Origin of the sequence: Pseudomonas gingeri (assembly GCF_013386115.1) — a bacterium.
GTDB lineage: Bacteria > Pseudomonadota > Gammaproteobacteria > Pseudomonadales > Pseudomonadaceae > Aquipseudomonas > Aquipseudomonas gingeri.
The window spans coordinates 139589-152372 of the sequence record NZ_JACAOR010000002.1 but is presented as its reverse complement, the minus strand read 5'-3'; the positions used below and the strand labels follow the sequence as shown (position 1 = coordinate 152372).

Here is a 12784-nt window from a genome sequence, read left to right as displayed (position 1 = left end):
CCGGCGAAAGCTGCGGGCTGGCCGGATACTGGCATTTTGGTTTCTATCGGAGACCAGGTTCGTTTGCTAAGGTGCGGCGAATTTCCCCGCGCTCGATTCAAGGATGAACACTGCATGAGCAACCCGCTCCCTGGCATTGGCATGGACTCCAGCCCCTCGCAGTTCCTCGCGCGCAAACGCATCGAAAGCCAGATCAATCTGCCCCAGCTGTTTGCCGCGATCGATGCCGACCCCGGCATCGTCGGGGCCGGTGTGGTCTATATCGACGCCGACTTCAACGTGGTCACCCTGCGCGAATTCCAGCCGATCTGCAGCATCAAGCCCAAGCGCATCATCCTGCGCGAGGCGCAGAAGTACATCGCGCCGGTGCAGTTCGCCCAGCAGGTGCAGGACAATCCCCGCGAGTCGCGCCTGGTCGGCGAGGCGATCAATACCAGCCTGTCGTGCGCCGGCGCGGTGATCGGTTGGGTGGTGGTGCTCAGCGGCTCGGTGGCCGTGCCGTTCTCGGCCGGCGCCAGTTCGGTGCTGGTCGCCATTGGCTACACCGCGGCGGTCGCGAGTACCGCGCAATGCGTCGTCGGCGGCTATCGGACAGTCAACGAAGCGGTCAATCCCGCCCGCAATGACTACCTCGATGGCGAGGCCTGGTACCAGTACACCTCCATCGCCCTGGATGCGGCTTCCCTGGTCGGAGTCGGCGCCTCGTCGCTGACCACCCTCAAGCTGGTGCGCATGACCAAGGCCACCACCGGCAAGACAATCCGCGAAGTGCTGCGGGGCCTGAACCGCCAGGAGCGCTCGAAGCTGACCAAGGAGCTGTTGAGCATCAACGATCCGCGGCTGACGCCGAAAATGCTCAAGCTCAAGCAACTGGCCGGCGAACTGCCCAAGCGCTTCACGCCTACCCAGATCAAGCATGCCACCGTGACCCAGATCAAGGACTCCCTGGGGGCGGCGATCGGCCTGACCGGCAGTGCCTTGTCCGGCAATGTGAAAACCATTGCCGTGGGGCTCTACGAGGAGATCGAGGAGTAATGGAAGAGTTGAGCCTGCCGCGTTTCCTGGCGCAGTATTTCCCCACCTTCATCGGCGGGATTTTTGCCGCGCTGGTCGCTATCAGCTGTGGCGTGCCCCTGGTGGGCGGCCACTTTTTTCCCGATGCCTCCCTGGACGGCCAGGCGACCGGCATGTTCGTCGCGGTCCTGGTCCTGGCCCTGGTGGTGGTGCACTGCAACTTCCTGATCGTGCGCGGCCGTCCGCAATGGGTTTGGGGGCTGGTCCTGGTCTTTGCGCTGTGCTTTCTGAGCGTGCTGCCGACCATCACCTCGCATCCCCATCGGTTCATCTACGCCTTGGCCGTCCTGGCCCCGCTGGTTGGCCTGCTGTTGCTCAACAGTCGGCGCCACCGCGAAATGCGCCACCGGCTCGTCGCTATCCGCCACCAGCGCGAAGCCCTGCGCAAGGCCCTTAAGGCCCGGCGCAAGTCACGCCAGGGCTGATGTCCGGGCGTTCGCCCCGTTTCTGTGCGACTCTCTGCACTACGCCCTCAAGCTGGCGCCATTCTGGTGCTGTGCTTAGCTGAGCGAGCACGACTCACGCCGAAAGCGCAGGACTTGCCCGGGTGGCATAAGTCTTGCGCGCACAGGTATAAGCCCAGGCTCGCAGGAGGCACGCCGTGTCGATCCATGTCGCATTGCACCATGTCACGCATTACCGCTATGAGCGCGCCGTCGAGCTCGGCCCGCAGATCGTTCGCCTGCGTCCGGCGCCCCATAGCCGCACGCGGATTCTTTCCTATGCGCTGAAGGTTGCGCCCGAGCAGCATTTCATCAATTGGCAGCAGGACCCCCAGGGCAACTACCTGGCGCGGCTGGTGTTCCCGGAAAAGACCGACGAATTGCGCATCGAGGTCGACCTGGTCGCCGAGATGGCGGTGTTCAATCCGTTCGACTTTTTCCTCGAGCCCTACGCCGAGAGGATCCCGTTTGCCTACGCGGCCGATGAAAAGCACGAGCTGATGCCCTACCTGGAGAAGCTGCCGCTGACGCCCAGGTTCAAGGCCTATCTCGACGGCATCGACCTGACGCCCAAGCCCAGCGTGGATTTCCTGGTGGCCCTCAACCAGCGCCTGAGCGAGGACATCGGCTACCTGATCCGCATGGAGCCCGGCGTACAGACGCCCGAATACACCCTGGAAGCGGCGTCCGGCTCCTGCCGCGACTCGGCCTGGCTGCTGGTGCAACTGCTGCGTCACCTGGGCCTGGCGGCACGGTTTGTCTCCGGCTACCTGATCCAGCTGACCGCCGATGTGAAGGCCCTGGACGGTCCGTCCGGGACCGAGGTCGACTTCACCGACCTGCACGCCTGGTGCGAGGTCTATCTGCCGGGTGCCGGCTGGATCGGCCTGGACGCCACCTCCGGGCTGTTTGCCGGCGAAGGGCATATCCCGTTGGCCTGCAGCCCCGATCCGTCGTCAGCGGCGCCCATCAGCGGCCTGGTGGAGCCCTGCGAGTCGCAGTTCAGCCATGAAATGTCGGTGGAGCGGATCTGGGAGGCGCCCCGCGTCACCAAGCCCTACACCGAGGAGCAATGGCTGGCGATCCAGGCCCTGGGTCGACAGATCGACACCGACCTGCTCGAAGGCGATGTGCGCCTGACCATGGGCGGCGAGCCGACCTTTGTCTCCATCGACGATCCCGATGGCGCCGAGTGGAACACCGCGGCCCTGGGGCCGGACAAGCGCCGGCTGTCCGCGCAACTGTTCCAGCGCCTGCGCAAGCGTTATGCCCCGCAAGGCCTGGTGCACTTCGGCCAGGGCAAGTGGTACCCGGGCGAGCAACTGCCGCGCTGGTCGCTGAACTGCTACTGGCGCCGCGACGGCGTGCCGATCTGGCACAACAGCGCGTTGATCGCCGATGAGCAGGAGGATTATGGCGCCGATGGCGAACTGGCCGGGCGTTTTCTCGCCAGCGTCGCCGAACGCCTGAAACTGCCGGGCCGTTTTGTCTTCCCGGCCTACGAGGACAACTTCTACTACCTCTGGCGCGAGGGGCAGTTGCCGATCAACGTCAGCGCCGAGGATCCGCGGCTGGGCGACGAACTGGAGCGCGCGCGCCTGCGCAAGGTGTTCTCCCAGGGCCTGGACAAGGTGATCGGCCAGGTCCTGCCGCTGGCGCGCACCGCCGCCAATGACCGCTGGCAGAGCGGACGCTGGTACCTGCGCGACAGCCATTGCCGGTTGGTGCCGGGCGACTCGCCGCTGGGCTACCGCCTGCCGCTGGCCTCCCAGCCCTGGGTGACGGCGGCGGAATACCCGTTCGTGCATCCGCTCGACCCGAACCAGGACCTGCCCGAGTTGCCCGGCACCGAAGCCCTCAAGGCCCACGGCGAGCCGGCGCCGGCCGACGAACGCGTGCCGCAGATCGATCAGTCGGCGAACTGGCTGACCCGCACCGCCTTGTGCGCCGAAGCGCGGGAAGGCCGCCTGTACCTGTTCATGCCGCCCCTGGAGCGGGTCGAGGACTATCTGGAACTGGTCGGCGCCATCGAGGCCACCGCCGGGGAACTGCATTGCCCGGTGTTGCTGGAAGGCTACGAGCCGCCCGCCGACGGGCGCCTGGCGAACTTCCGGGTGACGCCGGATCCGGGCGTGATCGAAGTCAATGTGCAGCCGTCCGCGAGCTGGGACGAACTGGTCGAACGCACCGAGTTCCTCTACGAGGAGGCGCGCCAGACCCGCCTGACCACCGAGAAATTCATGATCGACGGGCGCCACACCGGTACCGGTGGCGGTAACCACTTTGTCCTCGGCGGCGCGACCCCGGCGGATTCGCCGTTCCTGCGGCGCCCCGACCTGCTGCGCAGCCTGATCAGCTACTGGCATAACCATCCGTCGCTGTCCTACCTGTTTTCCGGGCTGTTCATCGGCCCGACTTCCCAGGCGCCGCGGGTGGACGAGGCGCGCAACGATTCGTTGTACGAGCTGGAAATCGCCTTCGCGCAGATGCCCGCGCCGGGCGAAGAGTGCCCGCCCTGGCTGGTGGACCGATTGTTGCGCAACCTGCTGATCGATGTGACCGGCAACACCCACCGTGCCGAGTTCTGCATCGACAAGCTCTACTCGCCGGACGGCGCCACCGGGCGTCTCGGCCTGCTGGAATTGCGCGCCTTTGAAATGCCGCCCCATGCGCGCATGAGCCTGACCCAGCAACTGCTGCTGCGGGCGCTGGTGGCGCGCTTCTGGCGCGAGCCCTATGCACCGCCGAAGCTGGCGCGCTGGGGCACCGAGCTGCATGACCGCTTCCTGCTGCCGCACTTTATCGAGCAGGATTTCGCCGATGTGATCGTCGACCTCAACGCCGCCGGGTATCCCCTGCGCGCGGAATGGTTTGCCGCGCACCTGGAGTTCCGCTTTCCGAAAGTCGGCGACTACGCGGTCAATGGCATCGAGCTGGAAGTGCGCCAGGCCCTCGAACCCTGGCATGTCCTGGGCGAGGAGGGCGCGGTCGGCGGGACGGTGCGTTATGTCGATTCGTCCCTGGAGCGCCTGCAGGTCAAGCTCAACGGCTTGCCGCCGCAACGTTACCTGCTGACCTGCAACGGTATCCCGGTGCCGTTGCAGCCGACGGGGCGGGTCGGCGAGTTCGTCGCTGGCGTGCGTTATCGCGCCTGGCAACCGGCCAACTGCCTGCAACCGACCATCCCGGTGCACGCCCCGCTGGTGTTCGACCTGCTGGACACCTGGATGCAACGCTCCCTCGGCGGTTGCCAGTACCACGTCGCCCATCCGGGCGGGCGCAACTACGAGACGCTGCCGGTGAACGCCAACGAGGCGGAGAGCCGCCGCATGGCGCGCTTCTTCCGCCTTGGCCACAGCCCGGGCGTGCTGGCGATCCCGCTGTTGAAGATCAACGATGAACTGCCGATGACGTTGGACCTGCGACACACATAAGCCTGACAGGGCGCACGGAGTTTTCGCATATCCGTGCGTCACATGTCTGCGTTAACCTGACTTCCCTTGCCGTCTGCCGAGCTTTCCATGCCCGACCTGCTTGACCGCTACCCGCTGACACCGGGTACCTATCACGAACTGCTGGACGACAGTGGCGCGGTCCGTGCGCACTGGCGGCCGCTGTTCGACCAACTGCAGCGCAGTACGCCCACACAACTGGCCCAGCGCCAGGCCCTGCTGGCCCGGCAGATCCAGGAAAACGGCGTGACCTACAACGTCTATGCCGACCCCAAGGGTGCCGACCGGCCCTGGGAGCTCGACCTGCTCCCGCATATCATCCCGGCCGACGAATGGCAGCAGGTGGCCGCCGGCATCGCCCAGCGCGCGCGGCTGCTCAACGCCGTGCTGGCGGACCTGTACGGCCCGCAGACGCTGATCCGCGACGGCCTGCTGCCGGCCGAGCTGGTGTTCGGCCATAACAATTTCCTCTGGCCCTGCCAGGGGATCCGGCCGCCGGACGGCACCTTCCTGCACCTGTTCGCGGTGGACCTGGCGCGCACTCCCGATGGCCGTTGGTGGGTCACGGCAGACCGTACCCAGGCACCTTCCGGGGCCGGCTATGCCCTGGAAAACCGGACCATCGTATCGCGGGCGTTTCCCGACCTGTACCGCGACCTGCGGGTGCATCACCTGGCCGGGTTCTTCCGCACGCTGCAGGAAACCCTGGTGCGCCAGGCACCGAGCGACGCCGAAGCGCCGCTGGTGGTGCTGCTGACCCCGGGACGCTTCAACGAGAGTTACTTCGAACATCTCTACCTGGCCCGCCAGTTGGGTTATCCACTGGTGGAAGGCGGCGACCTCACCGTGCGCGACGCCACGGTCTACCTGAAGACCCTGAGCGGCCTGCAGCGGGTCCACGCGATCATGCGCCGGCTGGACGACGACTTCTGCGATCCCCTGGAACTGCGCACCGACTCGGCCCTGGGCGTGCCCGGCCTGCTGGAGGCGGTGCGCCAGGGCCGGGTGCTGGTGGCCAACGCCCTGGGCAGCGGCGTGCTGGAGTCGCCCGGACTCCTGGGTTTCCTGCCGAAGATCAACCAGCATCTGTTCGGTGAAGAGCTGCTCCTGCCGTCCATCGCCACCTGGTGGTGCGGTGAGGCCCCGGTACTGGCCCAGGCCCTGGAAAAACTCCCCGAGCTGCTGATCAAGCCGGCCTTTCCGTCCCAGAGTTTCGTGCCGGTGTTCGGCCGCGATCTCGACGATACCCAGCGCCAGGCCCTGGCCGAGCGGATGCGGGCGCGGCCCTACGCCTATGTCGCCCAGGAACTGGCGCAGCTGTCCCATGCGCCGATCTGGCAGGAACAGGACGGCAGCCTGCAACCGCGGGCCATCGGCATGCGGGTCTATGCGGTCGCCAGTGCCGACGGCTATCGGGTGTTGCCCGGCGGCCTGACCCGGGTCGCGGCGGAAGCCGATGCCGAAGTGGTGTCGATGCAGCGCGGCGGTGCGAGCAAGGACACCTGGGTCCTCAGCGAACGCATGCCGAGCGGTGAACAATGGCGCGCCCAGCGTTCCCTGGGGGTGCACGACCTGGTGCGGCGCGATCCCTACCTGCCGTCGCGGGTGGTGGAAAACCTGTTCTGGTTCGGTCGCTACTGCGAACGCTGCGACGACAGCGCGCGGCTGCTGCGGATCATGCTCGCACGGTATGTGGACGGCGACGACCCGCGAGCCCTGCAGGCGGCGGTCGACCTGGGCGAAAGCCTGATGCTGCTGCCGGACGAAGGCGAGCTGCCGGAACGCCTGCAGGCGGCCTTGCTCGGCGACGACTGGCATTTCAGCCTGCGGGCCAACCTGCAGCGCTTGCAGTGGGCGGCGTCCCAGGTTCGCGGCAAGCTGTCGCGGGAAAACTGGCAGGCCCTGGTGGAGCTGCAACGCGAGGCCCTGAGCCTGGAAACCGAAGCCCCGGATTTCGGTGAGCTGCTGGACTTCCTCAACCGGCTGGTGATGTCCCTGGCGGCGTTGTCCGGCTTTGCCCTGGACGACATGACCCGCGACGAAGGCTGGCGCTTCCTGATGATCGGGCGGCGCATCGAGCGCCTGCAGTTTCTCAGCAGCAGCCTGGCGGCGTTCCTGCGCGGGATCGCGGTGTTCGACCAGGCCGGCCTGGAGTGGCTGCTGGAACTGGGCAACAGCAGTATCACCTACCGTTCCCGCTACCTGGCGGTGCCGCAGTTGATCCCGGTGCTCGACCTGCTGCTGCTCGACGAGCAGAACCCCCATGCGGTGTTGTTCCAGCTGAAACTGGTGAGCCGCACCTTGCGTCGCCTGAACGATGACTTCGGGGTGCCGCGCGAGCTGGGCCTGAACCAGCTGGTGGAGCGTCTGGCGCGGTTCGACCTGGGCAACCTGGAGAGCGCGCTGTTCGGCGACACCGGCGTGCGCGAGGTGCTCGACGGTCTCGCCGGGCTGTTGCAGGAGGTCGCCGATGCCAGCGGCCAGGTCTCCGATCGCCTGGCCTTGCGGCATTTCGCCCATGTCGATGATATCAGCCAGCAGACGGTGTCCGTGTGATGAGCGCCCAGTACCAGATCTTCCACGACACCCACTATCACTACGACAGCCCGGTGTCCCTCGCCCAGCAGCTGGCGCACTTGTGGCCGCGCGCCTGCGACTGGCAGCGCTGCAGTGCGCGGACGTTGCAGATCAGCCCCGAGCCGACCACCCGCCGCGATGAGCTGGATGTCTTCGGCAATCCGCTGACCCGCCTGGCATTCGAGCGGCCCCACGATGAATTGCTGGTCAACGCCTGTCTGACGGTGGAAGTGCTGGCGCGGCCGGCACTGGACTTCAACCAGTCGCCGGCCTGGGAAGAGACGCGCGGTGCCCTGACCTATAGCAGCCAGCCGGTGACGGCCGAGTTGCTGGAGGCCTGCCGCTATCGCTTCGAGTCACCCTATGTGCACCTGAAGAAAAGCTTCGTCGAGTTCTCCGAGAGCTGTTTTGCTCCGGGACGCCCGTTGCTGGTGGGCGTACAGGCCCTGATGGAGAAGATTTTCCACGAGTTCACCTTCGATGCCGAGGCGACCCAGGTCGCCACGCCGCTGGTGGAGGTGCTGGAGCGCCGGCGCGGGGTCTGCCAGGACTTCGCCCACCTGATGCTTGCCTGCCTGCGCTCGCGCGGGTTGGCGGCGCGCTACATCAGTGGCTACCTGCTGACCCAGCCGCCGCCCGGCCAGCCCCGTCTGATCGGCGCCGATGCGTCCCATGCCTGGGTGTCGGTGTTCTGTCCGGTGCTGGGTTGGGTGGATTTCGATCCGACCAACAATGTGCAGCCGGCACTGGAGCACATCACCCTGGCCTGGGGCCGGGATTTCTCCGATGTGTCGCCGTTGCGGGGGGTGATTCTGGGGGGCGGCAGCCATGACCCGGAAGTCCGGGTGACGGTGATGCCGGTGGGCGAGGCAGGGCCCTGATTGATCGTTCCCACGCTCCGCGTGGGAACGCCTCGCTGGACGCTTCGCGTCCGCTCTGTGGGTTAGGCGGAGCGTGGGAGCAGTCGGAATCGCTAAAAGCTTCGCGGGCAAGCCCGCTCCCACACAAGCCCCATCCACTCAAGCCCGCTCTCACACAGGCCCGTTTCCATACCTGCCGGCTTCTGGACTAGTTCTGCCCTGCCGGTGTCCGGTGTGATCAGGCGTCCGGCGCCTGCTCTTTTTCTTCGGTGTCTTGCGCGGTGTCGCTGTCTGCTTCAGGGGTCAGCAGGGCTTCGGCCTCGGCTTTCTTGCGTTGCAGCTTTTCCTCTTTCTTCTGTTCCTTGGCCAGGTCTCGTTGACGTTTGGCGAAGGAGTAATTGGGTTTGGCCATGGGCGATCCTCTGGGGTCGAAGGTGAGGTTGAGCGGCGCGTATTGTGCCTGTGTTCGTCACGCAGTACACGTGGCAATGGCACGGGCGGACACGGGCGCCAGCGCGCTCTGCCTCCAGAGTAAAGGCTGGCCGACCAGGCTCCAAGCTTTAACGCTCGCGGGCCGGCGTTTCACAGGTGCCGCAGGCACCACAGGCGTAGGCGGCGAGCAAACTGTACAGCAGGCTGTTGAGAGGCATGGCAGACGCTCCGGTGGATGACGATGGGCTAATGTTAAGCCGCGCCGGTTCGTCTGGCTGGTTGATTGTATCCATCGAGGCGATAGCTTAGGATTGTATACAATCTCTTGATTCAGATCATGGGAACCCGGCCTGGTTTCAGGCAGTCTTCCCATTTGATCCCTTGATTTTCATACCCTGCCTTGGAGATTCACCATGTTCGCCAAAGTTGTTGCGGTATCCTTGCTGACCCTCGCCAGTGGTCAGTTGCTTGCCGCCGAGTGCAAGACCACCGTCGATTCCACCGACCAGATGTCCTTCAATACCAAGGCCATTGAAATCGACAAGAGCTGCAAGACCTTCACCGTCGAACTGACCCACAGCGGCAGCCTGCCAAAGAATGTCATGGGCCATAACTGGGTATTGAGCAAGGAAGCCGATATGCAGCCGATCGCCTCTGACGGCATGGCGGCGGGGATCGACAAGAACTACCTGAAGGACGGCGACGCCCGTGTCATCGCCCATACCAAGATCATCGGTGCCGGCGAGAAAGACTCGGTGACCTTTGATGTGTCGAAGCTGGCCGCGGGTGAGAAGTACGGCTTCTTCTGCTCGTTCCCGGGCCATATCTCGATGATGAAAGGCACCGTCACCCTCAAGTAACGGCCTTTGTCGCACCTGATCCCGCGCCACGCGGGGTCAGGACTGATCGCCCATCCTCAACTCCAGCCGAATCTTCCTCCCCTCCAGCTCCTGGCGGCTGAATACCCCGCCCAGCTGCTTGCGCTTGTAGTCATTGCCAAGCATCTGCCACTGCTCGTCGACACTGTAGCAACTCAGGGTTTTCTGCGGCTCGACGCCGGCCGGTGTGTCCTGCTCCTGCCAGTGGCAGAGACCGCGATAGTGTTTTTCCCCCGACGCCGGAAATCCCGACACGCCCGCCCGCAGATCGTCGCGCAGGGTGATGGCGCCGCTGTTGCTGATGCTGCGCTGGTGGTTGTCCTGGCCGTAGAACGCCTCGGTCTCGAAGCTCACCTCGCTCAGGGAGAGCTGGCAGTCGGGCAGTTCATAGCCGGTGGGTATGTCGAAGTCGAAGTCGCGGCGGGTGTCGCCCGCAGGGGTATCGAAGTGCAGGGTCGGATGCTGGTAGGGGCAACCCGCCTGCTGGCGATCGGGCGTATAGCGGGCACTGGCGCGCAATGCCGTCTGGCCGGGCATGGCGCCGGTCAGGGTGAAGTGTTCCTTGCTGGGACGACCGTTCGCCGTGGTGCCTGACTGACTGGTGGCGGTGGCGATCCAGCACAGTGCGCCGATCAGTCCGAACAGCGGAATGATCCACGGGCGCTGGAAGAGGGGCGTGGCTCGGATATGAGGGGCTTTGTGCGGGAACAACATCGGCGGCAGTCCTGACCAACAAGGGTTGGCGCAGACTGCCGAGGTGTTTCCGGCGTCTCAAGAGGTGCCGAATAAAACAGAAATTTCCTACGATAAACAGGCCATTGCTTCAGGCCTTCGAGGCCGTCATCTTGAAAATGCCCTGGGCGTTGCTGCTGTCGAAGTTCAGGTCGAGCCGGTCGGTTTCCGGATCGATCCGGCGCTGGATGAATTCGACGAAGGAGCCCGGCACCGAATGCTCGCGATACTGGCCCTGGGCATCGATCAGCCCGCGGCTGACCGTGCAGGCACGGTAGGCGGTCTGCATCACACGGCCGGAAGCGGAGACTTCGATGCTGTCCTTCATCGGTCGCTGGCGTTGGCGCTGCTGGGCGACCGTGGCCTCAAGATCGGCGACGCGGTCGGTGAGGTGGTTGAAGCTGTTGCCCTCGGTGGCGATCCAGGCCATTTCCGCGCTTTCGCCGAGCAGGACCCGGTAGTCCGCCTCGTGCACCGCGCCGTGTTGCCGGCCAAAGGCCTGGTACAACGCCGGCAACAGGACCAGGGCTTCGCCCAGTTGGCAATGGCGGGTCAGGCGCAGGCGCTTGAGAATGCTCAGGTGCTCGGCCTGCAGCGGGTCGCGGCTGGAAGCGACCACGCGCCCGACGGCGTCCTGGAAGGCCTCGCTGAAGCGTCCCGGGTGCAGTTCGGAGACGAAGAACTGGGCGATATCCTCCGGCAGGTCCATCTGGCGATAACCCCAGCCGGTCATGCCCAGCTTGGTCAGCGGGTAGGTGCGGACATCGGTGAAGCCCAGGGGCTCCAGCAGTCGCGAGAAGGCCAGGCGTCCGCGCGGCAACTCGCCGTTTTCGGGCCAGTCGACGGTACGGATGGCGCCATGGTCGAACACCACCTTGCGGCCGTCCCCGGCCTGTTCTTCCACATAGCGGCGGCCATCGGGCACGGCTTCCACCAGCTTGTGGAACAGGCACAGGTTCAGGGCTTCGGCCAGCCAGACCCGATGCAGGGCGTCGTCGTCGAAGGAGAAGTCATGCAGCGCCGCCGGCACGTCGACGTGTTGTTCCAGCCACTGGGCGGCGGGTTGGCCGAGCACGGAAGCGACAAGGGAGAACAGGCCTTCGAAGGAGGACATGGGGCAGGACTCTGGCGGCAAAAATGAGTCCCTATGAAAGCCCTCGGACGGCAACCGGGCAAGCGAAAAAAAATGCTGGGTTCATTCCGTTTTGTCGGGTTGTGGTGTCTGGAAGGGATTTGTTCCTCGGGCTGGCGCTTTCGCGGGCAAGCCCGGCTCCCACAGTGATCGCGTCGGAGCTGGATTCCCGGTCCGAACGCAACCTGTGGGCGAACCGCTTGCCCGCGAAGGGCATCTCGCGCTTTGATCGTTCCCACGCTCTGCGTGGGAATGCAGCCCTCGACGCTCCGCGTCGTCGCAGCAAGGCTGGATGCGGAGCGTCCGGTGAGGCGTTCCCACGCAGAGCATGGGAACGATCATCATGGGGCCTATGGCGCGAAAGGCATCTCGCGCTTGTGGTGGGTCTTTTCGTAGGTCCGGCAGATGATATCGAAGGCTTCCTGGCGCACCGCTTCGCCGTGCAGGAAGGCGTCGATCTCGGCATAGGTCACGCCATGGGACGCTTCGTCCGGCTTGCCCGGCGCGAGGTCTTCGAGGTCGGCGGTCGGAACCTTCTCCACCAGCGACTCGGGGGCGCCGAAGCTGCGGGCAATCGCCCGGACCTGGTTCTTCACCAGGCCGCTGAGGGGCGCGAGGTCGCAGGCGCCGTCGCCGAACTTGGTGAAGAAGCCCATCACCGCTTCCGCCGCGTGGTCGGTACCGATCACCAGGCCATTGGCGGCGCCGGCGATGGTGTATTGCGCGACCATGCGCATGCGCGCCTTGGTGTTGCCCAGCACAAAGTCCCGCGAGACCGCCGCCTTGCCTTCAAAGGCCGCGACTTCGCCGGCCAGCGACTTCACCGCCGGACCGATATTCACGGTATGGCGCTCGTCGGGGTCGATGAAGTTCACCGAGGCGGTGGCGTCGTGTTCGTCGAACTGGGTTTCATAGGGCAGGCGCACCGCGATAAAGCGGTACTGCGCGTCGCCGGTGCTTTCGCGCAGTTCACGCATGGCACGCTGGGCCAGCAGGCCGGCGGTCAGCGAATCGACGCCACCGCTGATGCCCAGCACCAGGGTCTTGAGGCCCGAGTTGCGCAAGCAGTTCTGGATAAAGGCGATGCGCCTTGCCACCTCGGCCTCGAGGGCGGCCTGGTTGGCGAACGGCGGCTGGACCTTGAGCTGTTCAGCAATCTGGCGCTGTACGGCTTGCATGATTCACTCCTCACGTAACATTCAAT

The 12784-nt window shown here is 65.3% G+C and carries 10 protein-coding genes; 6 read left to right on the top strand and 4 right to left on the bottom strand.

What is annotated here, in order from left to right; all coding sequences use genetic code 11:
• Nucleotides 1–114: 114 nt before the first annotated feature.
• The 5 genes from ssp4 (at nt 115) to HX881_RS05555 (ending at nt 8427) form a co-directional block, all read left to right on the top strand.
• The gene (gene ssp4 / locus HX881_RS05575) at nt 115–1035 is read left to right on the top strand and encodes an Ssp4 family T6SS effector (RefSeq protein WP_017125054.1); all 921 of its coding nucleotides are present in this window, start codon (nt 115–117) and stop codon (nt 1033–1035) included.
• Entirely contained in the window at nt 1035–1499 is a 465-nt protein-coding gene (locus HX881_RS05570; protein ID WP_017125053.1) for a hypothetical protein, read from the top strand. The genes ssp4 and HX881_RS05570 overlap by 1 nt, the downstream gene beginning before the upstream one ends.
• A gap of 176 nt (nt 1500–1675) precedes the next feature.
• On the top strand, nt 1676–4951 hold the full coding sequence (locus HX881_RS05565) for a transglutaminase family protein (protein ID WP_177083342.1): 3276 nt from the start codon (nt 1676–1678) through the stop codon (nt 4949–4951).
• 87 nt (nt 4952–5038) lie between these two features.
• Nucleotides 5039–7525, top strand: coding sequence for a circularly permuted type 2 ATP-grasp protein (locus HX881_RS05560; RefSeq protein ID WP_177083340.1), 2487 nt, complete (start codon nt 5039–5041; stop codon nt 7523–7525).
• Nucleotides 7525–8427, top strand: coding sequence for a transglutaminase family protein (locus HX881_RS05555; RefSeq protein WP_177083338.1), 903 nt, complete (start codon nt 7525–7527; stop codon nt 8425–8427). Before HX881_RS05560 ends, HX881_RS05555 begins: the two co-directional genes overlap by 1 nt.
• A gap of 217 nt (nt 8428–8644) precedes the next feature.
• Here the strand turns inward: HX881_RS05555 and HX881_RS05550 are convergent, their stop codons facing one another.
• Entirely contained in the window at nt 8645–8818 is a 174-nt protein-coding gene (locus tag HX881_RS05550; protein ID WP_017125049.1) for a hypothetical protein, read from the bottom strand.
• 433 nt (nt 8819–9251) lie between these two features.
• On the opposite strand from HX881_RS05550, the gene azu reads away from it, so the two are divergent.
• On the top strand, nt 9252–9698 hold the full coding sequence (azu, locus tag HX881_RS05545; protein ID WP_017125047.1) for an azurin: 447 nt from the start codon (nt 9252–9254) through the stop codon (nt 9696–9698).
• A gap of 36 nt (nt 9699–9734) precedes the next feature.
• Here the strand turns inward: azu and HX881_RS05540 are convergent, their stop codons facing one another.
• The 3 genes from HX881_RS05540 to nadE all read right to left on the bottom strand — a co-directional run bounded on the left by HX881_RS05540 (nt 9735) and on the right by nadE (nt 12758).
• A complete protein-coding gene (locus tag HX881_RS05540) occupies nt 9735–10430 on the bottom strand; it encodes a hypothetical protein (protein WP_177083337.1) in 696 nt (231 codons plus the stop codon).
• Between the two features lie 109 nt (nt 10431–10539).
• Entirely contained in the window at nt 10540–11562 is a 1023-nt protein-coding gene (locus HX881_RS05535) for a DUF1338 domain-containing protein (RefSeq protein ID WP_177083335.1), read from the bottom strand.
• A gap of 368 nt (nt 11563–11930) precedes the next feature.
• Nucleotides 11931–12758, bottom strand: a complete 828-nt coding sequence (gene nadE / locus HX881_RS05530) for an ammonia-dependent NAD(+) synthetase (protein ID WP_177083332.1) — start codon at nt 12756–12758, stop codon at nt 11931–11933.
• Between the last annotated feature and the right edge of the window lie 26 nt (nt 12759–12784).